Here is a 23,703-nt window from a genome sequence, read left to right as displayed (position 1 = left end):
AGGTTCCAGTTTTTGGGTTGCGGTCCGGACCGAGGAGCGGAAATGGTGAAAAGGGCGCCGCGCGGCGACGAAGCCGACTACGTGGTCGTCGGATCGGGCAGCTCGGGGGCTGCGATCGCGGGCAGGCTGGCGAAGTCGGGGGCCAGCGTCATAGTGCTCGAGGCGGGCAAGAGCGACGAGCAGCTGCTGGTCACGAAGCCGGGGATGGTCGCCCCGATGCACGCGGTGCCCCAGCTCAAGAAGATCGTGGACTGGGGCTACTACTCGGTCCCGCAGAAACACGTTCTAGATCGCCGGATGCCGGTGCCGCGCGGCAAGGTGATCGGCGGCTCCAGCTCGGTGAACGGCATGGTCTACGTCCGCGGCAACCGCGCGAACTTCGACTCCTGGGCCGCCGAGGGCAACACGGGCTGGGACGCCGACAGCGTGAACGCCGCGTACAAGCGGATGGAGGACTTCGAGGACGGCGAGAACGCCTTCCGGGGCGCGGGCGGGCCGATCCGGATCACCCGCAACAAGATCCCGCAGGAAGGCACGCTCCAGTTCCTCGACGCCACCGCCGACGCCGTCGGCTGCGACATCCTCGACGACTACAACGCCGAGTCGCAGGAAGGCGTCAGCCGGATGCAGCAGAACGCCGCGGACGGCCTGCGCTACAGCGCCTCGCGCGGCTACCTCCGCGACCTCGCACCCGCGACGCTCGACGTGCAGTCCCGCGTGCTGGCGAAGAAGGTCGTCATCGAGAACGGCCGCGCCGTCGGCGTCGAGGTGGTCGACGCGAACGGCAGGCAGCGCACGGTCCGCGCGGGCAAGGAGGTCATCCTCTCCGCCGGGTTCGTCGGCTCGCCGCAGCTGCTCATGCTCTCCGGGATCGGCCACGCCGAGCACCTGAAAGAACACGGCATCGACGTGCTCGCCGACCTTCCCGTCGGCGACAACCTGCACGACCACATGTTCCACGCCCTGACGTTCCGGGTCTCCTCCTGCAAGAACAAGGGCACGGCGCCGTACTTCGCGCGCGGCCTGGCCCGTGAGCTGCTCCGGCCCGGCAGCACCTTCCTGGCGAACTCGGTCTTCGAGGCGCTGGCGTTCCTCAAGACTTCCCAGGCCGAGACGGTCCCGAACCTGCAGCTGCACCTGCTGCCGTGGGCGTACGTGTCGCCCAACCAGGACGCGCCGATCCGGCACGCCGTCGACAAGCGGCCCGCGCTCACCGTGCTGACGACGCTGATCTACCCGAAGAGCCGGGGCACGCTGCGGCTCGCCTCGGCCGATCCCACGGCGTCCCCGCTCATCGACTTCCAGTACCTCGCCGACCCTGCCGATCTCGACGTCCTCGCCGAGGGCTCGGAAATGGTGCGGGAGATCTTCGCGTCGAAGGCGTTCAAGGGCGCGATCAAGGAGGAGCTCCACCCGGGCACGCAGCTGCGCGGCCAGGCACTGCGCGACGCGATCCTGAACCGCGCGACGTCGGTCTACCACGGCGTCGGCACCTGCCGGATGGGCGTCGACGAGCTCGCCGTCGTCGGCCCCGACCTCAAGGTGCGCGGTGTCGACGGGCTGCGGGTCTGCGACGCCTCGATCATGCCGTCGATCACCGGCGGCAACACCAACGCGCCCGCCATCATGATCGGCGAGATGGGCGCGCAGCTCGTCCTCGCCGGAAAGTGAGCGGATCATGACCCTCACCCCGCTCGGGCTCACCCGGCCGGCGTCGGTGACCGACGCCTTCCTGCGGCAGCTCGTCGCCAGGGTCCCGGGTTCGTCCGGGCCGCCCTGGAAACTCACCGAGGTCTACACCGGCGAGACGCTCGTCGAGCTGCCGCAGTCGGCGCCCGCCGACATCGAGCAGGCGTTCGCGGCCGCGCGCGAGGCCCAGCGGAAATGGGCCGCCACCCCGCTCAAACAGCGGCTGGCCGTGTTCGATCGAGCGCATGCGCTCTTCGTCGGCAACGCGCGGATCGTCGCCGACCTCATCCAGGTCGAAAGCGGCAAGAACCGGCGAATGGCGATCGAGGAGTCCTGCGATCCGCCGATGGTGATGAGCCACTACCTCCGGCGGGCCCCGAAACTGCTGGCACCGGTCCGGCGCGGCGGGCCGGTACCGCTGCTGACGACGTCCACCGAGATCCGGCTGCCCAAGGGCGTGGCCGGCATCATCGCGCCGTGGAACTTCCCGTTCGCCACCGGCATTTCCGACGCCATCCCGGCTTTGATGGCAGGCAACGCGGTCGTGTTGAAACCGGACAACAAGACAGCGCTTTCGCCGCTGTACGGCATCCAGCTGCTCGAAGAGGCCGGGCTGCCGAAGGGCCTGTTCCAGGTGGTGTGCGGTGAGGGCCCCGACGTCGGTCCGACGCTCATCGACAACGCCGACTACGTGATGTTCACCGGCTCCACCGCCACCGGCAAGGTGATCGGCGAGCGGGCGGGCCGGAATCTCATCGGCTGCTGCCTCGAACTCGGCGGCAAGAACCCGATGATCGTGCTCCCCGACGCCGACATCGGCCAGGCCGCCCAGGGCGCGGTCTTCGGCGCGTTCGGCAACACCGGCCAGATCTGCATGCACATCGAGCGGATCTACCTCCCGGAGTCCCGCTACGACGAGTTCAAGAAGGCGTTCGTGGCCAAGGCCGAAGCGCTCGACGTCCGCGCCGCCTACGACTTCGGCCCCGAGATGGGCTCGCTGGTCTCCGTCGACCACATGCGCCGCGTCCAGTCGCATGTGGACGACGCGGTGGCCAAGGGCGCGACCGTCCTCTGTGGCGGCAAGCCCCGTCCCGACCTCGGTCCGGCGTTCTTCGAGCCGACGATCCTCGAAGGCGTCACGAAGGACATGCTCTGCGGCGTCACCGAAACCTTCGGACCCGTTGTCGCGCTGCACAAATACCGTACGGTCGACGAAGCCGTCGCGCTCGCCAACGATACCGACTACGGCCTCAACGCCTCGGTCTGGGGCAGGGACATCGGCGCTGCGCGCGCCGTGGCCGCGCGGCTCGAAACCGGCAACGTCAACATCAACGACATTCTCGCCACCGCGTACGCCGCGAAGGGGACGCCGTCGGGCGGGGTCAAGAGTTCCGGCGTCGGCGCCCGCCACGGCGACCAGGGCCTGCTCAAGTACACCGACGTGCAGAACATGGCGGTGCTCAAGAAACAGGTCATGAGCCCCCGGCCCGGCCAGAGCTACGAAAAGTACGTCGAGGGCATGCTCTCGGGGCTGAAGTTCATGCGGAAGCTGCGCATCCGCTAGCCGTCCCGGCGAGGCGAGCGCACGCGAGGCAGGATGTCTCCATGAGCGAGCCTTCCTTCACCCTCGTGCAGCTGCGTTACTTCGAGGCGGCGGCCCGGCATCTGAGCATGACCGCCGCCTCGAAGGAGCTCATGGTGTCGCAGTCGGCCGTGTCGACCGCGATCGCGCAGCTGGAGAAGGAAATGGGCGTGCAGTTCCTGCTGCGCCACCACGCCCGCGGGCTCAGCCTGACCACGGCGGGCGAGGCGTTCTACAAGCGGGTGCTGGACTTCCTCGCGCACGGCGCCGAGCTGGTCGAGACCGCCCGGCAGTCCGGCACCGAGCTGGTCGGGACGCTGACCGTCGGCTGCTTCGCCACGCTCGCACCGTTCCGGCTGCCCGGCCTGCTGGCCGAGTTCGAGGCCCGGCACCCCCGGGTCCACGTGTCGCTGCGCGAAGGCGAACACAACGCCCTCACCTCGGCTCTGCGCTCGGGCGAGACCGAGCTCGCCCTGCTGTACGGCTACGACCTTGGCGACGACATCGACCGCGAGGTCGTGGGCACGGCGCCCCCGTACGCCCTCGTCGCCGAGGATCACCGGCTCGCGCGGCGGAAGAGCCGCAAGGTGTCGCTCCAGGACCTGGCCGACGAGCCCATGGTGCTGCTCGATCTGCCGCACAGCCGCGAGTATCTGCAGTCGGTCCTCAGCGACGCGGGGGTGGAGCCGCGGGTCCGCCACCGCACCACCGGCTACGAGACCGTGCGCGCGCTCGTCGCCTACGGCCACGGCTTCGCGCTCCTCAATCAGCGCCCGCCCGCCGAAACGACCTACTCGGGCGCGCGAGCCGTACCGCTCACGCTGACCGACGACGTCCCGGCGCTGGACATCGTCGTCGCCTCGATGCGCGGAGTCCGCCTCACCCGGCGGGCGCAGGAGTTCCGGGAGCTGTGCCGCACCCGCTACGCGAACTGAAGTCAGGCCTGGCTCAGATACCCGCGCTGCGTCGCGATGTGGTCGGCGACGAACTTGGCGTCGTGCCACACACCCCAGATGAAGCTCGAGCCGCGACGCGCCAGCCAGGGCAATCCCAGGAAGTACACGCCCGGTTCCGACGACACGCCGCGACGGTGTCGTGGCTTGCCGTTCTCGTCGAACGCGTCGACGCGCAACCAGCCGTAGTCCGTGGCGAACCCGGTCGCCCAGACGATCGAGCGGACCCCGGCGGCGGCGAGATCGAGTTCGAGGATCGGGTCGGTCACGCACGCGGGGTCCGGCCCCAGCTCGCGCGCGGCCGGTTCTTCCGGGAAGTCCAGTCCGTTGCGCGCGACGTAGGCGTCGGCCTCGTCGAGCAGCGCGAGATAGTTCGCGTCTCCCCTGGCGATGTTCGCCCCGAGGTCCGGCGCGAACCGCAGGACGCCGTTGTCGTACGAACGGGTCAGGCCAACCAGATCGATGCCGAGCCCGGCCAGCGCCCGGAAGTCCACGGTGTGCCCGCCGCGGGCGCCGCTGACGGCGATGGTGACGTGCTCCGCGCCCGACGGCGGGGTTTCGGCGTCCCATTTGCCGAGGACGCCGAGCCACCAGCAGAAGTCGCGGTCGCGATACCGGCGCGGCGGCCGGTCGTGCGGGCCGACGGAGAGGTACACCTGCCGCCCCGACCGGCGGAGTTCCTCGGCGATCTGCACCCCGGACGAACCCGCGCCGACCACCAGCACCGCTCCCTCGGGCAGCTGCTCCGGGTTCCGGTAGCCGCTGGAGTGGAGCTGCAGGAGGTCGGCGCCGTCCGGCACGATCGGCGGAATCACCGGCCGCTGGAACGGTCCGGTCGCCGCGACGACGAAGCGGGCGTCGATCGTCCCGTCCGAGGTCTCCACGCGAAAACCGGGCCGCCCCTCGTGCCGCCGGACGGACGTCACCTCGACCCCGGGGCGGACCGGTGCGGCGATCTTCTCCGCGTACGCCTCGAAATAGTCCGCCACCTGATCCTTCGAAGCGAAGGCGTCAGGTGCCAGCCCGGCGAACTCCATGCCGGGGAAGCGGTCGTGCCAGGCCGGACCGTTCGCGACCAGCGAGTCCCACCGCTCCGAACGCCAGCGCTCCGCGATCCGGTGCCGTTCCACGACCAGATGCGGCACGCCGCTGTCACTCAGGTGCTCGCTCATCGCCAGACCGGCCTGGCCCCCGCCCACGACGAGAACCTCCACCTCTTGGCTCGACATCCCAGACCTCCACTCCGGACCGGCGGGGTGAACCCGTCCCGGTGCGTCTCCACGCTTTCGTACGTCTCACCGGATCCTGACCGCCCCCACTTCCCGTGTCCAACAGATGTTTCCGGCACACAAGATCTGTTCAGCCGATGCAGGATTGCATCGGAAATTCCGATTCATTGGTACTGAAAGATCTACTGGACAGAACGCAGGTGCCGAGTTCAGGCTGAGGCGACGTCCGACCACCGCCCCAGGGAAGGCCACGCAGTGACTGTCCACCGTCGCATCCGCCCGTTCAACACCCGCGACACCTACCCCGAGCAGAGCCTCGACAACGACCTCTGCCAGGCCGTCGTCGCCAACGGCACGGTCTACGTGCGCGGCCAGATCGGGCAGGATCTCGACACCAGCGAGTCCGTCGGGATCGGCGACGCCGCCGCACAGGCCGAGCAGGCCATGGCCAACATCGCCATGCTGCTGGACGAGGCGGGCAGCCGGATGGAGCACCTGGTCAAGCTCACCATCTACCTGATCGACCCGCGCTACCGCGAGGCCGTGTACCGCGTCGTCGGGCGGTGGACCAAGGGCGTGCACCCGATCTCGACCGGCGTCGTGGTGTCCGCCCTCGCACGGCCGGAGTGGCTGTGCGAGATCGACGCCATCGCCGTGATCCCGGAGGAGGAGAAGTGACCTTTTCGATCGTGGCCCGCGACATCTCCGGGGACACCGTGCGGTTCGGTGTCGCGGCCAGTTCGTCGAGCCCCGCCGTCGTCGCCCGCGTCGCACACCTGCGTCCCGGCGTCGGCGCGGCGGCCTCGCAGAACATCACGGACCCGCGGCTCGGCGTCCGGCTGCTGGACCGGCTCGCCTGCCACGGCGATCCCGAGCGCGCCCTCGCCGACGTCACCACCGCGGACGACATCGAGTACCGGCAGCTCACCGTGCTCGGCCGCACCGGCCCCGGCTTCGCCTACAGCGGATCCCGGACTTTGGGCACCCACGCCTTGGCGGCCGCCGACGGCGTCGTGGCGGCGGGCAACATGCTGGCGGGCAAGCACATCCCGCAGTCCATTGTGGACGCGTTCACCGCCGCCACCGGCGAACTGGAGCAGAGGCTCGTGACCGCGCTGCGGGCCGGTCTCACCGCCGGCGGCGAAGAGGGCCCCGTCCGTTCCGCCGGTGTCGTCGTGGTGTCCGATGTGGACTGGCGGGTCACGGATCTCCGGGTGGACTGGGCGGACGACCCCATCGACCGGCTCGCCGAGCTGCTCGACGTGTGGCTCCCCCAGCGCGACGACTACGTCACCCGCGGCCTCGACCCCGCCACCGCGCCCTCCTACGGCGTGCCGGGAGACGACCGATGACAACACTGACAACACTGTCGACGCTCAAGAACGCCACCCGCGCCGAGATCGACCGGCACGCCGACGCGCTGATCCGCCTGTCGGAACGGCTGCACGCCGACCCCGAGACGGCGTGGGAGGAACACCGCGCCGCCGCGGCGGTGCCGGAGCTGCTCGACCGCGCCGGGTTCGCCGTCACGGCGAAGTATCTCGGCCTCGACACGGCGTTCCACGCGAGCTTCGGCCATGGCCCGACGCGGATCGCGCTGTGCGCCGAGTACGACGCGCTGCCCGGCCTCGGCCACGCCTGCGGGCACAACCTGATCGCGGCCAGTTCGGTCGGCGCCGCACTGGGACTGGCCGCGGTGGCCGACGACGCCGGGCTGACCGTCGAGGTCTACGGAACCCCGGCCGAGGAGGGCGGCGGCGGGAAGATCGAGCTGCTCGACCGCGGCGCGTTCGCCGGCGTGGACCTCGCGATGATGGTGCACCCGGCGCCGGTCGACGTCGCCGAGGCCCGGCCGTTCGCCGTCAGCCACTCGAAGATCTCCTACACCGGCAAGTCCGCGCACGCCGCCGCCTACCCCGAGGCCGGAATCAACGCCGCCGACGCGTTCACCGTCGCCCAGGTCGCGATCGGCCTGCTCCGCCAGCAGCTCCCGGCGTCGGCACGCGTGCACGGCGTCGTGACACACGCCGGTGACGCGCCGAACGCGATCCCCGAGCACACCGAGGGCCGCTGGTACGTCCGGGCCGAGACACTCGCGGAACTGTCCGAAGTGGAGCCCCGCGTACTGCGCGCCTTCGAGGCGGGCGCGGTGGCCACCGGCTGCGAGCTGGCCGTGGAGCCGGAAAGCAAGCCGTACGCCGAATTCCGCGCGGACGAGGCGGCGTTGGCGGCCTACCGCGGCAACGCGCTCGAACTCGGCCGCGAGTTCGCCCCGGACGGCACCGCGTCCCGCATGAACCGCGCCTCCACCGACATGGGCAACGTCTCGCAGGTCGTGCCCGCCATCCACCCCTACATCGGCATCGGGTCCCTGCCCGCGATCAACCACCAGCGCGAGTTCGCCGCCCACTGCGTCGGCGGCACCGCGCAGCGAGCCCTGCTCGACGGCGCGATCGCACTGGCGTGGACCGGAGTGGACCGGGCCGTGACGCCCTGACCCGCTCCCGCACGTCCCGTCCTGTAACCACTTCTTCCGGGAAGGACAACGATGTCCCACACCCCGACGCGGACCGAGCACGACATGCTCGGCGAAATCGGCGTGCCCGCGGACGCCTACTACGGCGCCCACACCGCCCGCGCGCTCATCAACTTCCCAATCACGCGGGAAATCCTCGCCGACCGGCCGCACCTGGTCGTGGCACTGGCGACGGTCAAACAGGCCGCGGCCATCGCCAACGCGGACGTCGGTGCTCTCGACCGCGGCAAAGCCGACGCCATCGCGAAGGCCTGCACCGAAATCAGGAACGGCCTGCTGCACGACCAGTTCGTCGTCGACCTCATCCAGGGCGGCGCCGGCACCTCGACGAACATGAACGCCAACGAGGTCATCGCCAACCGCGCCCTGGAGCTGCTCGGCCACGAGCGCGGAGACCACGCCGCGCTCCACCCGCTCGATGACGTCAACCTCGGCCAGAGCACCAACGACGTCTACCCCACCGCGGTCAAGCTCGCGCTCGACAGCCACCTCGCCGAGCTGCTGGCCGCGCTCGCCGGACTCCGGAAAGCGTTTTCCGCCAAGGCGTCCGAGTTCGGCGACATCCTCAAGATGGGTCGCACCCAGCTGCAGGACGCCGTCCCGATGACCCTCGGCCAGGAGTTCGGCGCGTTCGCCGCCACCCTCGGCGAGGACGAGCAGCGCCTCGCCGAGGCCCGACTGCTGCTGCACGAGCTCAACCTCGGCGGCACGGCGATCGGCACCGGCCTCAACGCCCGCCCCGGTTACCGCGAGCTGGCCGTGGCGCGGCTGCGCGGGCTGACCGGCATCCCGACACTCGTCTCCGCCCCCGACCTCATCGAGGCCACCCAGGACGTCGGCGTGTTCGTCCAGCTTTCCGGTGTGCTCAAGCGGGTCGCGGTCAAGCTCTCGAAGATCTGCAACGATCTGCGGCTGCTCTCGTCGGGCCCGCAGGCCGGGCTCGGCGAGATCACCCTGCCCGCGCGGCAGGCGGGGTCCTCGATCATGCCCGGCAAGGTCAACCCCGTCATCCCCGAGGTCGTCAACCAGATCGCCTTCGAGATCATCGGCAACGACGTCACGATCACCCTCGCCGCGGAAGGCGGGCAACTGCAGCTCAACGCCTTCGAGCCGATCATCGCCCGTGCCCTCACCGCGGGCCTCGACCACCTCACCGCCGGGATCGGGGTGCTCACCGAGCACTGCGTCCGCGGGATCACCGCCCGCCGCGAGCACCTGGCGGGCATCGTCGCCGGCTCCACCGGCCTGGTGACCGCGCTGAGTCCCGCGCTCGGCTACGAGGCCGCGTCGACCGTCGCGCTGGAGGCGCACCGCACCGGCCGTCCCGCGCTGGACCTGGTGCGGGAGCGACGGCTGCTGACCGACGAGCAGCTCGGCGCGCTGACCACGCCCCAGGCGCTCACCGGCGGACCACTCGCCTGACCGTCCCCTAGCGTCTTCACCAGATCCGGTCCAAGGAGGCCACCGATGACCGCACGGGAAGCCGTTCCCGCCAGGGAACTCACCGAAACGATCGCCGACCCCGCGACGCTGCGCCGGAGTGTGGCCGCGGGCGCGGTCGGCGTCTTCGTGCACTGGTTCGACTGGGCCGCCTACGCCTACCTCGCGAGCACCATCGCCTCGGTCTTCTTCCCCGCGGGCGACGCCACCGCCGGCCTCCTCGCCGTGTTCGGGGTCTTCGCGGTGTCGTTCGGGATCCGGCCCCTCGGCGCACTGGTGTTCGGACCACTCGGCGACCGGATCGGCCGCAAGCGCACCCTGTCGATCGTCATCTTCGCGATGACCGGCGCCACCCTCGTCATCGGCCTGCTCCCCGGCTACTCGACGATCGGGATCGCGGCACCGCTGCTGCTGGTCTTCCTCCGGCTGCTGCAGGGCTTCGCCGCGGGCGGCGAGTTCGGCAGCGCCGCGAGCTTCCTCGCCGAGTACGCGCCGCGCCGCCGTCGCGGGTTCGGTGTCAGCTGGCTCGAAGTCGGTTCCCTGCTCGGGTTCCTCGCCGGGTCGTTCGTGTTCCTCCTGCTGTCGGTCGGTCTCTCGGACGCGCAGCTCGCCTCGTGGGGCTGGCGTGTCCCGTTCCTCATCGCCGCCCCGCTCGGCATCATCGGCTTCGTCATCCGCAACAAGATCGAGGACACGCCAGAGTACCGCACGCTCGAAGCGACCGACAACGTGCCGCGCAGCCCGGTGCGGGAACTGTTCCGCAACAACAAGAAACAGCTGCTCCAGGCCGCCGGGCTGATGACGATGATGCACGTCCCGTTCTACGCCGTGCTCACCTATCTGGTCACCTACGAGACCGACTACCTCGGCCACTCCTCCGGCAACGCCGCGCTGCTGTCCACGGTCATCTCGCTCGTCGGGCTGGTCCTCGTCCCGGCGTTCGGCCGCCTGTCCGACCGCGTCGGCAGGCGGCCGGTCCTGCTCGGCGCGGGCATCGCGTTGTTCGTCCTCGCGACCCCGGCCTATCTGCTGATGCGGACCGGCCTCACCGGAACGTGGATCGGCGGGCTCGCACTCGGCATCGTGCTCTCCGCGATCCTCGGCACGTACGCGGTGTGGTCCGCCGAGATCTTCCCGACCCGCACCCGCCAGGGCGGCCTGTCCATCGCCTACAACGTCACCGCCGCCCTCTTCGCCGGAACCGTGCCGTACCTGATGACCGTGCTGATCTCCGCCACCGGCAGCACCCTCGTCCCCGGCCCGTACCTCATGGCCGCCGCCGTGATCGGGCTGATCGCCGCCTTCTCCCTGCGGGAAACCGCCGGGAATCCGTTGCTACAGGCCGAAGATCTCGCCGAGGAGCGCCCCGAATCCTGAACCCCGATGCCAGGAACTCGCGCGGTGGCACCCGAGACCCCGGAACCGTCCATTAAGGACGCACCGTTGGTCGGCTTGTCCGATCTACGATCCTTTGCCGGTCTCACCAACCCAAGCCGCCCACCGGGTTCCTGGCATTGAACCTAGACCCCGTCGTCTCCGAGTTAACCCACTTAACAGAACGTTTACCTGCCTTCGCCCGGTTTTTCGTCCCTTTATCGGAAACTTGTCCCGACACGAGTGACCCTCACCACAACGTTTGTTAGGTAAGGCTCTCCTTAGCTTATGGTTCCGCGATCGTTCGAGGAGCCGGCCGAGAGGAGAGTTAACCTTTGGACCGCATGAGGAGTGAGCTCAGTACGCGATTCGCGCCCAGCGTGCAGTCGGTTTTCCGGGTCGTGGTGGGATTTCTGTTCGCCTGCCACGGAGCCGCGTCCCTGTTCGGGGTGCTCGGTGGCGCGATGGGCACGCACGGCGGCACGGTGCCGGCGGGTGCGTGGCCGGGCTGGTGGGCGGCCGTCATCCAGCTTGTCGGCGGAACGTTGGTGGCGCTCGGGCTGTGCACCCGGGTTTCGGCCCTGGTGTGCGCCGGGTCGATGGCCTACGCCTATTTCACCGTGCACCAGGCGAAAGCTCTCCTGCCCATTCAGAACAGCGGTGAACCGTCCGCCCTCTACGCGTGGGCGTTCCTGGCCATCGCGGCGCTCGGACCGGGCCCGTGGGCCGTCGGAAACGCTTTGCGCCGCCTGCGAAACCGGCCGCCCGCGCCGACCGCCGGCACAGCGGGCGCGCAAGCCTGAACCGCGGCCCGGCCTGCCTCGTCCGCAGGGCAGGCCGGGTCCCGCGTCATCGAGGCGACCGATCTGGAGAAACTCCAGGTTTACGATCGAAATCATGCGATTCGCCATCAAGACCTCGCCCCAGAACACCGCCTGGGCGGACATGCTCGCGGTCTGGCAGGCCGCCGACGAGATCGAACTGTTCGAGTCGGGGTGGACCTTCGACCACTTCTATCCGATCTTCTCCGATCCGACCGGTCCGTGCCTGGAAGGCTGGGTCACCCTCACCGCGCTGGCCCAGGCCACGAAGCGGTTGCGGCTGGGCACGCTGGTCAGCGGGATCCACTATCGGCACCCGGCACTGCTCGCGAACATGGCCGCCACGCTCGACGTCGTCTCCGGCGGCCGCCTCGAGATCGGCATCGGTGCCGGCTGGAACGAGGAGGAATCCGGTGCGTACGGCATGGAACTGGGCACCGTCAAGGAACGCAGCGACCGGTTCGAGGAGGCCTGCGCGGTCCTGCTCGGCCTGCTGACCCAGGAGACCACCACGTTCCAGGGTGAGCACTACCAGCTCACCGACGCCCGCTGCGAGCCCAAGGGGGTGCAGCGGCCGCACCCGCCCTTCTGCATCGGCGGCAGCGGCGAGAAGCGCACCCTGCGCACCACCGCGAAGTACGCCCAGCACTGGAACTTCGTCGGCGGCACGCCCGAGGAGTTCGCGCACAAGCGCGACGTGCTGTACCGCCACTGCGCGGACATCGGCCGCGACCCGGGCGAAATCACCCTCTCCTCGCACGTGCGCCTCGAGCCGGACCTGGACTACGTCAAGGTGGCCGCCCAGGCGGAAGCGCTCGGCGAGGCCGGAGTCGACCTGGCGATCATCTACCTTCCGCCGCCGCACACCCCGGCCGTGCTGGAGCCGCTGACGAAGGCCCTCGAACCGCTGCGCTGAAATCCGGGGCTGCCCGCGAACGCCCTGGCCTCGCGGGCAGCCCGGCGCCCTTACCCAGAAGTGCCGGATTTCAAACATCCACAACGGACTGTTCACGAAACTCATGGCACGGCAACAGAATGTTCGCGCGGAGTTAACCGGCGAAGCGGGCTTCACGCGTAGCACGCGACCGAAATCCTGGTGCGGCTACTACGCGATGCGCGTGTCCGGGGCCGAAACCCGCACCACGGAACGAAAAAACGCGACCCGGTCGAGTGACTTCGAAGGTGTCCCCCGGCAGCGTCCGGGCACCGTGATAGCGTCCGCCCGATGCGCACGGCCGACGGGACACCCACGATCGCCTCGGAAGAGGTGACCGATCCGGGAAAACCCTGCCCGGACACCGAAAACCAGCCCAGGACCCGTGCCGTGCCGTGGCGGTGGCTGGCCATCGTGCTCGGGTTGTTCTCCGCCGCCTGCGCGATCGCCTCCCCCTTCCTGCCCGTGGTGCAGGACACCGCCGAGATCACCTGGCCGGTCGCCGGCGACACCCGTCCGGTGAACGCCCCACTCACCGGCTACTGGGCGCAGGACATGCGGGTCGACCTGCCGTGTGCGACGGTCCAGTCGGTCGACGCGCGCATGCCGGGTGGCGGGTACCTGTTCTCCACGGTGCCCGGCGCGCGCACCGGGGACGGCGCCGGGGTGTTCCTGCGGGTCGAACACGGAGTGCTCACCGCGTTCAACCGCGGCCAGCAGGTCGCCAACCAGCCGCTGCCCGCGACCGGCTGTGATGTCCGGTTCTCCGCCTCGGCCACGCACACCACGCTGACCGTCGCCGGCACCCCCGTCTACGACTCGGGCGGCGACGTACGCCCGCGCGTGGTGGGAATTTACACCGACATAACGTCGGCCACCGATCCGATCACCGGGCTGCACGTGTCGATCACCCCGGACACGCGCTACCAGTCCTCGCCGACGGGGCTGAAGGCCGGCGTCGGCGTGGCCGGTGTGCTGGCGCTGATCGGCTCCCTGTTCGCGGTGAACCGGCTCGACCGCGGCGGTGCCCGGCGGGCACCCCGCTGGGCACCGGTCGGCTGGTGGAAGCTCACCAAACGCGACTTCACGGTGTTCGGGGTGCTCGGCGCCTGGGTGTTCATCGGGCCGGTGACCTCCGACGACGGCTACATCCTGACCATGGCCAGAGTGGCCGGGCAGGTCGGCTACCTGACCAACTACCACCGATGGTTCGGGGTAGCCGAAGCGCCGTTCGGCTGGAACGACCACATCTACGAGCTGATGGCGACGGTCTCCACGGTGCCGCCGTGGATCCGGCTGCCGTCGTTCGTCATCGCCGTCATCTGCTGGCTGCTGATCAGCCGCGAGGTCATGCCGCGGCTGGGCAACCAGGTCCGCCAGAGCCCGGCGGCGAGCTGGGCCGCGGCGATGGTGTTCCTCGTCTGGTGGCTGCCGTTCAACAACGGCGTGCGCCCCGAACCGTGGGCCGCGCTGGGCTCGCTGCTCGCGCTGTGCGCGGTCGAGCGGACCCTCGTCACACGGCGGCTGCTCCCGCTGTGTCTCGGGTTGCTGGCCGCCGCGTTCGCGCTCGCCGCGACACCGACCGCGCTGATCGCCGTCGCGCCTTTCCTGGTCGCCGCGCGCCCGCTGTTCCAGATGTTGCGTGCCAGGGCACGGGAAGCGGGCTGGGCCCCGGTCCTCGCACCGGTCGCGGCGGCCGGGTTCATCGTGCTCGTGGTCGTGTTCGCCGACCAGACGTTCGCCACGGTGCTGGAGGCGACCCGGCTGCGCGGCAACGTCGGCCCCAGCGAGCCTTGGTACAACGAGCTTTCGCGGTACCAGCTGCTGTTCGCCGACAACGCCGACGGGTCGATGATCCGGCGGTTCCCGGTACTGCTGCTGATGCTGTGCACCGGGACCTGCCTGGTCGTGCTGCTGCGCCGCGGCCGGATCCAGGGGGCCGCGCTCGGCCCCGCCCGGCGGCTGATCGGCACGACGGCGTTGTTCTTCCTGCTGCTGGCGCTGACCCCGACCAAGTGGACGCATCACTTCGGCGCGTTCGCGGCGGTCGGTTCGGCGATGGCCGCGCTCACCGCGCTCGCCACGAGTTCGGTGGTGCTGCGGTCGAAACGCAACCGGGCCGCGTTCGCGGCCGGACTGCTGGTGGTGGCCGCGCTCGCGGCGACAGGGCCGAACGCGTACTGGTTCGTCTCAGGAATCGGCGTGCCGTGGTTCGACAAGGCGCCGTCCTTCCACGGCTACCACCTGTCGACCCTGCTGCTGCTCGCGGCGGCCGTCGCGGCGGTGATCGCGTTCGTGGAGAACGTGAAGATGCAGCGGCCGGGGCTGCTGCCGCCCCCTACGCAGGAACGGCGGCTACGCGCACTCAAGCTCGGTTCGGTCTCGCTCGTCGTGGTCTGCGGCGTGGTCGTGATGTTCGAATTCGCCAGCATGGGCAAGGCGATCCAGAAGCAGTGGAACAGCTACAGCCTCGGCGCGGCGAACGTGCAGCACCTGTTCACCAGCAGCGGCAACCTGTCCGATCACGTGATGGTCGAGAAGGATCCGGTCTCCAGCCTGCTCAAGCCCGTAACGGCACGGACAGCGCCGGTCGAGCAGCGGCAGGCCAACCCTGCGCTGCCGCCCGCCGACCAGGACAACGGCACCACCTCGGCCGGGTTCCACACCACCACGAAGTCCGGCGACGACCCGCTCGACAGCCCGCCGCACGGGTTCACCACGAGCTCCGTGCCGATGTGGAGCAGCTACGGCTCGGACGAGCGGACCGGCCGCCTGCGCACCGACTGGTACCAGCTGCCGGACAACCGGGCGAACTCGCAGCTCGCGATCGCGGTGGCGGCCAAGTCCGGCAAGGCGGAGGGCGTCTGGCTCGAGTTCGGGACACACACGCCCCAGGGCGTCAAGGTCGTCAAGTCCCATCAGGTGCTCGCCCCTGGCGTGGGCACGGAGTCGGGCACCGACAAGTCGGTCACCGGCAAATGGGCCGACGAGCGGGTCGAGATGGGCGACCTGCCGAAGAACGCCACTCTGGTCCGCGTGGTCGCGAAGGACGATGACGTGACCTCGGACGGCTGGGTGGCGGTGACGGCACCCCGCGTCCCGACCTTCACCACGCTGACGCAGCGCGTCGGCAACGCGCCGGTGTACATGGACTGGCCCGCCGCGTTCGTGTACCCGCGCATGAACCCCGTGGTGTCGCACGACGGGATCTCCGAGGTGCCCGCGTACCGGATCACCGCAGGCTCGCTCGCGTCGGAGGCGGGCTGGGCGAGCAACGTCCACGGCGGTTCGCTCGGCTGGCTCGAGGAGGTCGCCGACCAGCCCGAGGTGCCGAGCTACCTGCGGGGCGCCCCGGAACAGTCATGGGGTCAGCTGATGCACGTCGAGCCTTACACGAAGGGTGCGGCGCCCCACGTCCAGCGCGGCGAGAAGACCGTGTGGGGCTGGTGGTCGCCGGGTCCGGGTCCCTTGCAGCCCAACGGATCCACGCCCACCCGCTGACGTCACGGCCGACCGCGCCATCTGTCCTTTGTGGATTGAAGGGCCGTGTGCACGCACCGGCTCTCACCATTCACACACACCGTTTCCAGGTAACACACACAATGACGCTCTACGGTCGCCGGGGTGTCAGCAGAATCGGAAGTCGTCGCCCTCGACGAGAATCGGAAGCGAACGTTCCGCCGGACAGGACTGGTGGCCGCGGCGGTCGTGCTCGCGATCGCGGCCAGGGTCGCCCTGTTCGACCACGAGTCCTTCGACTACAAGGTGTTCTTCAAGAACTGGTACGAGTTCATTTCCACGCACGGCGGATTCGGCGCGCTCAAGTACCGCTTTTCGGACTACAACGTCCCCTATTTGTACCTGATCACGATCCTGACCTATCCGCCGATACCCGCACTCGCCGGGATCAAGATCATCTCGGTGTTCTTCGACCTGGTGCTGGCGTACTTCACCTACCGCATCGTCGCACTGCGCCACCCCGGTCACTGGTCACCGCCGCTGGCCGCGTTGATCGTCCTGTTCCTCCCCACCGTGGCGGCCAACAGCGGGATGTGGGGACAGGCCGACGCGATCTACGCCGCGTTCGCCCTCGGCGGCGTGTACTTCGCCCTGCGCAAGCGGCCGTGGCTCAGCGCCGTCTTCTTCGGTCTGTCACTGGCTTTCAAGTTGCAAGCGGTCTTCCTGTTCCCGCTGCTTCTGGTGCTGCTCCTGAAAAAATGGCTGCCGTGGCGGGTACTCCCCGTCGTGCCCGGGGTCGTCCTGCTGCTCGACATCCCGGCGCTGCTGGCCGGAGCACCGATAGGACAACTGTTGTCGGTGTACGCGCAGCAGACGAGTTCGTACCCCGAGTTGTCCCTGCGCGCGCCGTCGATCTACCAGTTCTTCCCGGCGGGCGCCGACGCGGCGGTGATCCGGCCCATCGGCGTCGCCGTCACCGGGCTGGTGGTTCTCGGACTGTGTCTCGGTGTGCTGCTCAGCCGGGTCCGGCTGACGACGACGAAGATCGTGCTCATGGGAGCGACTTCGGCTCTTCTGGTGCCGTTTCTGCTGCCGTCGATGCACGAGCGCTACTTCTATCTGGCCGAGGTACTCACCGTGATCGCCGCGTTCCACCTGCCGCGCCGCCTCTGGTACGTACCCGTTCTCGTGCAGGTGGCCTCGGTGTTCGCCTATCTCGAGGTGCTGTTCCCGGCGATGGGACCGATGGGCCCCGGCGGCGGGCCGGGCGTGTTCATCGGCGGGCCTCCCCCGGACGGCACCGTTCTTCCCACTCCCGGCGGACATCCCCCGCCCGGCTTCATGACGGACCAGATGTCGAACCTCTACGCACCCACGCTGGAATTCCGGATCCTCGCCGCGCTCATGGCCGTCGCGGTCGTTTCCGTGCTGTGGACGACAATCCGCGAGTTCCGTCGGGACCCCGCTGCCGAGACATGGCCGTCCGTCTCTTCGCGCGGTCACCAGGGAAGCGGGCTGCCGTCCTAGCCGACGACGACAGCTGCCCGGGGTCGTGTTAGCCTGTCGCCGTGCAGCGCCGTATGACGTCCCAGCGACTCGTAGTCAGGCGCGCCGGCTGAACCAGGGAGCCGGCGCGCGACGTCGGCGACCGCCGTTACGGAACTCTCCCGGGGCCTGGCCCGCGTTCACCCCGTTCTCGAATCGCGGAGAGTCAGCCATGTCCTTCACCACTGCTTCGTCGTACGCCGTCCCGGCCCCGCGGGCCTCGATGCCGGTGCGCCGCCGGATCGCCACCTACTTCGTCGGCGGTATCACCGAAATCCCCGCCCTCGTCGACACACTGACGCGGCACGGTTGCCTCGTCCACGACCTGTCCGTGGACATCCGGGACGGCGTCCCGGAGAGCAGCATGGTCTGCGCGGTCCTGGTGGCCGCCGAGGAGGTCGACGCCCTGCTCGACCAACTCCGCCTGCTCCCGGCGGTCGCCTCGGCCGAACTCGCGTGAGGAGCTGAGCCCTAGGTCAGCCGCGCCGGATCGGTCCGGGTCAGTGCCGCCGGTACGTCCAGCCGCCATCCCGTCTCGTACGCCTCGGCGAAGCGCTCGTCCCCGAGCGCGGCCCTGCCCCGGCTGCTCAGCGTGCGGACCTGCGGTTCGGTGCGGTCATGGGCGCCCCGGAGGCGAGCCGCCGCGCCAAGCAGGATGGCCACATCGTGGTATAGCCCGTACTGCGCGGCCAGTCCGGCCGCGGTCACCGCCACCATCGCCACGACCGGCATGTCCTTGCTCTCGACGGCCGCCGCGTGCGCCCGGCGCAGCGCCTCCTCGGCGCCCGGCGCGTCGCCGAGTTCGAGACAGAGCGCGGCCCGCACCATGCTGACCAGCGCCTGCCCGTGGTCGCCGTCGAACGCGGACTGCCCGGCCAGTCCGGCCTCGGCAGCCTCGACCAGCTCGCGTGCCCGGTCCAGGTCACCGATCCGCACCCACAGCTCCGCCTCCCGGGTATCGAGCAGAACCGCCATGTCGGGCGACGCCGAGTACCGCACGCGCTCCCGGGTCGCGGCGATCATCTCGGTCGCCCGTGCGGTTTCGCCGAGCCGCAGGCGGAGGTCGACCAGGCGGAAGTCGACGAAGATCTCGTCGCTGAGGCTGAGCGACCCGAACTCGCGGGCCAGCCGTTTGGCCTCGGTCAGGTCGGCCAGCGCGCCGTCGAGATCGCCTTCGTACTGCCGCAGCTGCGCGTGCAGCGGCAGGGCGGTGGCCAGTCCCCAGCGGTCGCCGGCCCTGGCGAAGCAGTCCAGTGCGGCGGCCACGTCGTCGCGGACCCGCTCGAGGCGGCCCGCGTTCTCCTCGGACCGGGCCCGGAACATGCGGGCCAGCCCGGCCGGCCACACGTGCGGCCCGTCGATCAGTCGCTGGAGGATCGACCGCGACACCTCGGTCTCCTCCAGGCTGGCCAGCCTGACCGCGATCAGCACGCCACCGAAACCCGGCAGCTCCGGACGGCTCAGCAGCCGGTCGGTGAGCGCCCGCAGGTCTTCGCGCCGCTGGTTGGCCAGGTCGTTGGCCAGCGTGCTCTGGCTGGTGAGGGTGTGGAGCACCAGCCCCTCGGCGATGTCGCGCTCCACGCCCGGCCGCTCGGCAGGCACCGCGACAGCCTCGCCGAGCCAGTAGGCCGCGTCGTTGTACCTGCCGAGCATCTCCCAATACCAGACGAGGTCCACCGCGAGCCCGAGCGCGCCCGCGGAATCGCCCGTGTCGCAGCGGTGCCGCAAGGCGCCGAGCAGGTTGTCGTACTCGGCACTCAGCACGTGGAGTGCGGCGAGCTGTTCGGGGCCGCGCAGCAGCGGGTCGTGATGAGCGGCCAGTTCGGCGAAGTAGCGAGCGGCCAGGTCTCGTACTTCGGTACGAGCGCCCTGGTCCACCAAGGTTTCCAGACCGTACTCGCGGATCGTCTCCAGCATCCGGTAGCGGCCGGTGTCCGGAGCGAGCTGCAGCAGCGACCGGTCGGCCAGCCCCGCGAGCAGCTCCGGAATCTCGCCGGGCGACACCGTGGTCCCGGCACAGACCGCAGTGGCCGAGGCCGGGGTGACGCCGCCGGGCAGCACCGAAATCCGCTCCGCGACCGTACGCGCGTCCGCGTCGAGCAGGTCCCAGCTCCACGCGATGACCGCCCGCAGCGTGCGATGCCGGGGAAGGGCCGTCCGGCTGCCCGTGGCGAGCAGGCGGAACCGGTCGGACAGCCCCGCGGCCAGGTCGGCGAGCGAGAGCGTGCGTAACCGGGCCGCGGCTAGTTCGAGGGCGAGCGGCAGGCCGTCGAGGCTGCGGACGATACGCAGCACCTCGCCGAGGTTGCGCTCGTCGACGTCGAAGCCGGGCCGCACGGCCGCCGCCCGCTCGGTGAACAGACACACCGACGCGGCGCGGCGGGCCTGCTCGACGTCCGCGTCCGGGCCGGGCAGCGGGAGCGGGCCGAGCGGGACCAATGCCTCGCCGTCGATGGCGAGGGGCTCACGGCTGGTGGCCAGCACGCGCAGCCCGGCGCAGCGCGTCAGCAGCGCCGCGATCAGGTGGGCCGCGGCGTCGATCAGATGCTCGCAGTTGTCCATCACGAGCAGGGCCTCCTCGCCGCCCAGCTGATCGGACAGCATGTCCAGCTCGTCGACCGGCTCACCGCGGAGCCTCGCCGAAGCCTCGAACAACGCCGAGCCGCGCAGCCCGATCGCGGTCAGGAGCGCGGCGCCGACCTTGGCGGGTTCGGTGACCGAGGCGAGGTCGATCATCCAGGCGCCGTCGCGGTACGCGTGCCGATGACGGCGGGCGGCCTCGACGGCGAGACGCGTCTTGCCCGCGCCACCGGGACCGAGCACGGTGACCAGCCGCCCGGCGGCGAGCAGCGTGCCGATCCGGTCGAGGTCGTCGTCACGCCCGATGAAACTGGTCACCGGCGCGGGCAGGTTGCTCGGCCTGGTCTGGGCGGCGGGCGCGGGCTGCTCGGCGCGCAGCAGGCGTAGATGGCGTTCGCGCAGGGCCGTGCCGGGGTCGGTGCCGAGGAGGTCGGCCAGGGTTTCGCGGACTCGCTCGTACACGGCGAGGGCCTCGGCCTGACGGCCCTGGGCGGCGAGCGCGTCCATGAGCAGCGCGGCGGTGCGCTCATGGACGGGGTGCTCGGCGAGCAGCGCGGTCAGCCGGGTGGCGGCCGTGTCGGCCCGGCCCAGCGCCAGTTCGGCGTCGGCGAGGTCGGCGACGGCCTCGATCGAGACGTGGGCCAGCCGGGTCGCGACGGCGGGAGCCACCGCGGCGACGACCGCGGGGTCGGCGCCGGGACGGCCGCCCCACAGCGCCACCGCCTCGCCGAGCACGGCCGCCGCGGCCTCCGGGTCGCGGTCGCGCAGCCGATCACGGCCGTCCGCGGCGAGCTGTTCGAACCGCAGTGCGTCCACCTCGGCGGCGACGGCCAGCCGGTAACCGCCCGCGACCTGCACGACGTCGTCCGCCGAGCCGAAAGTCCGGCGCAGCCGCGAGACGAGGGCCTGCAGAGCGTGGGCGGGGTCGGCCGGGAGGCCCTCGGCCCAGATCGCGTCGACCAGGACGCCCTGCTCCACCACGCGGCCACCGGCGAGCGCCAGCCGAACCGCCAGATCCCGCAACCGGGCCCCGGGAACGGGCAGGACGGTGTCACCGCGAGACACCTGAAAGGCGCCGAGCAGCGTGACCCGAAACCGTGCACCCCCGTCCATTCTCCGATCTTCGCGTACGCGTCCTCGGGTCCTCACAGCAGGGCCGCACCGTGTCAGCGTCGTGTGCGCCCCCTGTGAGCGGCCGGCGGCAGTCTTGCCGTGACGCCGGGAACCGGCGTCGGAAAGGGGATTTCGCATGCATGACGTAGTGATCGTGGGCGCGGGCCCGGTCGGTCTTTTCCTCGCCTGCGAGCTCGGCCTCGCGGACAGCTCCGTCCTGGTGCTCGAACGGGAACCGGAGCCGCACTCGCCGTGGCGGACGGACCCGCTCGGGATGCGAGGCCTGTTCGCCACCTCGGTCGAGGCGTTCCGTCGCCGCGGGTTGCTGGAGCCGCTGCTGACGATCTCGGGCATCCACGACGTTCCCGGCGTGGATCCGGACGCGGATGAGCCCTCGCCTCCTCGCGGCGTAGGCCACTTCGGCGGCATGGTGCTCGATCCGGCCAAGGTCGATCTCACCGCCCTCCCGTTCCGGTTGCCCAGCCCGGCACCGGAGAGCGTGATGACGAACCTGGACGCGGTCGAGACCGTGCTGTCCGAGCGGGCGGCCAAGCTCGGCGTGGAGATCAGGCGCGGCGTCACGGTGGACGCCATCACACAGGATGAAGAAAGCGTGACCGCGCACGCCGGCGAACACGAGTACGCGGCGCGCTGGCTCGTCGGCTGCGACGGCGGACGCAGTGCAGTACGCGGGCTCGCGGGCTTCGAGTTCGTCGGCACCGAGCCGCTGTTCACCGGCTACGTCATGCTCGCCACCCTCGCCGACCCCGAGAAGCTGAACCCCGGGATCAACCTGACGCCGACGGGGATGTACATCCGGATGCCTGCCGAAGGGCACATCGGCATGATGGACTGCGACGGCGGCGCGTTCGACCGTTCGCGGGAGCCGACTCGCGAGCATCTCCAGACGGTGCTGCGCCGCGTGTCGGGCACCGATGTGACGCTACGCGACGTCCAGCTCGTCTCGAGCTTCACCGACCGGGCGAAGCAGACGACGACCTACCGGCGGGGCCGCGTCCTGCTCGCGGGCGACGCCGCGCACATCATCTCGCCCCTGGGCGGCCAAGGACTCAACACCGGCCTCGGCGACGCGGTGAACCTGGGTTGGAAGCTCGCGGCGACCGTGCGCGGGCACGCACCCGACGGGCTGCTCGACACCTACACCCGGGAGCGTCATCCGATCGGCGCCTGGGCGCTCGACTGGACCCGTGCCCAGACCACGGCCATGCGGCCGGACCCGCACGGCCAGGCGGTCCAGGGCGTGCTGCGCGATCTGCTCGGGACCCGCGACGGAACGACGTACGTGTTCGAGAAGGTGTCGGGAGCATCGGTCCGCTACGACCTCGGCAGCGAGCAGCCGCTGGTCGGCCGCAACGCCCCCGACTTCCGTCTCGAAGACGGCACTCGCCTCGGCGACCTCATGCAGGACGGCCGCGGCGTCGTGCTCGATTTCAGCACCGATCGACGACTGCGCGATTCCACGACCGGCTGGGAAAACCGGCTGCGATATGCGGCGGGCGCCGCGAAGAACGACCTCGGCGTGGGAGCCGTGCTCGTCCGGCCGGACGGCGTCGTCGCCTGGGCAGGTGAGCGCGAACCCGACTGTGAAGCGTTCGAGCGGGCCGTCGGCCGGTGGTTCGGCAGCCCGGAAGTCTGACTCCCCCATTTTCCCTGCCGAATTCTCAGGAGCACCTATGACGATCACTCTCCGCCCTGGCAGCACCGTGCTGTTCACCGGCGACTCGATCACCGACTGCCAACGGCGGGAAAGCGAAGACCGGCTCGGGTTCGGCTACCCGCTGCGCATCGCGGGCGAATGGGGACTCCGGCACCCGGACCGGCCCGTGACCTGGCTGAACACCGGCACCGGTGGTAACAAGGTGATGGACCTCGAAACTCGCTGGCAGACAGACGTACTCGACGCGCGCCCGGACGTGGTGTCGATCCTCGCCGGGGTCAACGACATGGGCTGGCACACGCTGGACCCCGATGGCCGCGTGATCCCCGTCGAGGAGTTCGAAGCCGGTTACGACCGGCTGCTCGCGCCGCTGGCCGAAGCGGGCACGGAGCTGATCCTCATCGAGCCGTTCCTCCTGCCGATCAAAGGTGTCGTCGAAGCCGGTGGCGGTCACGCGCTCATCGGGGAGAAAGAGCGCAAGGAATGGCGCATCGACCTGGACCCGAAGATCCAGGTCGTGCGCGAACTCGCCCGCGAATACGGCGCACACCTGCTCGCCGCCGACGACATGTTCGCCGAACTAGCCGCGACGACCGAACCGGAACACTGGTCCGAGGACGGCGTACACCCGACACCGGCCGGTCACGCCGCCCTCGCGGCGGCCTGGCTGCGGCTGGTCGCGTGAGCCGGGGGGGGGGGGTGGGTCGCGCGGGGGCGGCCGGGAGCTGGGCCGGTCGGGGGGGGCGGTCGGGCGAGGGGACGGCCAGCGA

Annotated in this window: 17 protein-coding genes; 15 read left to right on the top strand and 2 right to left on the bottom strand. The window is 70.3% G+C overall.

The window, feature by feature from the left end:
* Positions 1-42: 42 nt before the first annotated feature.
* Genes ACFWY9_RS38150 through ACFWY9_RS38140 form a run of 3 tightly spaced genes read left to right on the top strand, consistent with a single transcriptional unit; the run spans position 43 to position 4,206 of the window.
* A complete protein-coding gene (locus tag ACFWY9_RS38150) occupies positions 43-1,671 on the top strand; it encodes a GMC family oxidoreductase (protein ID WP_378328160.1) in 1,629 nt (542 codons plus the stop codon).
* A 7-nt stretch (positions 1,672-1,678) separates the two neighbouring features.
* The gene (locus ACFWY9_RS38145; RefSeq protein ID WP_378328161.1) at positions 1,679-3,253 is read left to right on the top strand and encodes a succinic semialdehyde dehydrogenase; all 1,575 of its coding nucleotides are present in this window, start codon (positions 1,679-1,681) and stop codon (positions 3,251-3,253) included.
* A 41-nt stretch (positions 3,254-3,294) separates the two neighbouring features.
* Positions 3,295-4,206, top strand: coding sequence for a LysR substrate-binding domain-containing protein (locus tag ACFWY9_RS38140; RefSeq protein WP_378328162.1), 912 nt, complete (start codon positions 3,295-3,297; stop codon positions 4,204-4,206).
* 2 nt (positions 4,207-4,208) lie between these two features.
* On the opposite strand, the gene ACFWY9_RS38135 is transcribed toward ACFWY9_RS38140, so the two are convergent.
* Positions 4,209-5,453 carry a flavin-containing monooxygenase gene (locus ACFWY9_RS38135; RefSeq protein ID WP_378328163.1) on the bottom strand — a complete coding sequence of 415 codons (1,245 nt, stop codon included), beginning with the start codon at positions 5,451-5,453 and terminating at the stop codon, positions 4,209-4,211.
* Positions 5,454-5,708: 255 nt separating this feature from the next.
* On the opposite strand from ACFWY9_RS38135, the gene ACFWY9_RS38130 reads away from it, so the two are divergent.
* From ACFWY9_RS38130 to ACFWY9_RS38085, 10 genes are all read left to right on the top strand, one after another.
* Positions 5,709-6,131: a RidA family protein gene (locus ACFWY9_RS38130; protein WP_378328164.1), complete on the top strand. Its 423-nt coding sequence runs from the start codon at positions 5,709-5,711 to the stop codon at positions 6,129-6,131.
* Entirely contained in the window at positions 6,128-6,805 is a 678-nt protein-coding gene (locus ACFWY9_RS38125; protein ID WP_378328165.1) for a DUF1028 domain-containing protein, read from the top strand. Before ACFWY9_RS38130 ends, ACFWY9_RS38125 begins: the two co-directional genes overlap by 4 nt.
* Positions 6,802-7,950: a M20 family metallopeptidase gene (locus ACFWY9_RS38120; protein ID WP_378328166.1), complete on the top strand. Its 1,149-nt coding sequence runs from the start codon at positions 6,802-6,804 to the stop codon at positions 7,948-7,950. Before ACFWY9_RS38125 ends, ACFWY9_RS38120 begins: the two co-directional genes overlap by 4 nt.
* A gap of 51 nt (positions 7,951-8,001) precedes the next feature.
* Positions 8,002-9,411, top strand: coding sequence for an aspartate ammonia-lyase (locus tag ACFWY9_RS38115; RefSeq protein ID WP_378328167.1), 1,410 nt, complete (start codon positions 8,002-8,004; stop codon positions 9,409-9,411).
* 45 nt (positions 9,412-9,456) lie between these two features.
* Positions 9,457-10,806 carry an MFS transporter gene (locus ACFWY9_RS38110; protein WP_378328168.1) on the top strand — a complete coding sequence of 450 codons (1,350 nt, stop codon included), beginning with the start codon at positions 9,457-9,459 and terminating at the stop codon, positions 10,804-10,806.
* Positions 10,807-11,147: 341 nt separating this feature from the next.
* Positions 11,148-11,606 carry a DoxX family protein gene (locus ACFWY9_RS38105; protein WP_378328169.1) on the top strand — a complete coding sequence of 153 codons (459 nt, stop codon included), beginning with the start codon at positions 11,148-11,150 and terminating at the stop codon, positions 11,604-11,606.
* A gap of 94 nt (positions 11,607-11,700) precedes the next feature.
* Complete coding sequence (locus tag ACFWY9_RS38100) at positions 11,701-12,540, top strand: TIGR03560 family F420-dependent LLM class oxidoreductase (protein WP_378328170.1); 840 nt, start codon at positions 11,701-11,703, stop codon at positions 12,538-12,540.
* 309 nt (positions 12,541-12,849) lie between these two features.
* Complete coding sequence (locus ACFWY9_RS38095) at positions 12,850-16,059, top strand: arabinosyltransferase domain-containing protein (protein WP_378328171.1); 3,210 nt, start codon at positions 12,850-12,852, stop codon at positions 16,057-16,059.
* A gap of 123 nt (positions 16,060-16,182) precedes the next feature.
* On the top strand, positions 16,183-17,544 hold the full coding sequence (locus tag ACFWY9_RS38090; RefSeq protein ID WP_378328172.1) for a hypothetical protein: 1,362 nt from the start codon (positions 16,183-16,185) through the stop codon (positions 17,542-17,544).
* Positions 17,545-17,734: 190 nt separating this feature from the next.
* Complete coding sequence (locus ACFWY9_RS38085; protein WP_378328173.1) at positions 17,735-18,022, top strand: hypothetical protein; 288 nt, start codon at positions 17,735-17,737, stop codon at positions 18,020-18,022.
* Positions 18,023-18,033: 11 nt separating this feature from the next.
* Here ACFWY9_RS38085 and ACFWY9_RS38080 read toward each other — a convergent pair whose 3' ends face one another.
* The gene (locus tag ACFWY9_RS38080) at positions 18,034-21,255 is read right to left on the bottom strand and encodes a BTAD domain-containing putative transcriptional regulator (protein WP_378341169.1); all 3,222 of its coding nucleotides are present in this window, start codon (positions 21,253-21,255) and stop codon (positions 18,034-18,036) included.
* 136 nt (positions 21,256-21,391) lie between these two features.
* Here ACFWY9_RS38080 and ACFWY9_RS38075 point away from each other — a divergent pair, with 136 nt between their 5' ends.
* Entirely contained in the window at positions 21,392-22,912 is a 1,521-nt protein-coding gene (locus ACFWY9_RS38075; RefSeq protein ID WP_378341168.1) for an FAD-dependent monooxygenase, read from the top strand.
* Positions 22,913-22,949: 37 nt separating this feature from the next.
* Complete coding sequence (locus ACFWY9_RS38070) at positions 22,950-23,618, top strand: SGNH/GDSL hydrolase family protein (protein ID WP_378341167.1); 669 nt, start codon at positions 22,950-22,952, stop codon at positions 23,616-23,618.
* Positions 23,619-23,703: the final 85 nt, after the last annotated feature.

The sequence above is a fragment of the Amycolatopsis sp. NPDC059027 genome, assembly GCF_042739735.1.
GTDB lineage: Bacteria > Actinomycetota > Actinomycetes > Mycobacteriales > Pseudonocardiaceae > Amycolatopsis.
This window is presented reverse-complemented; position numbering and strand designations above follow the sequence as displayed.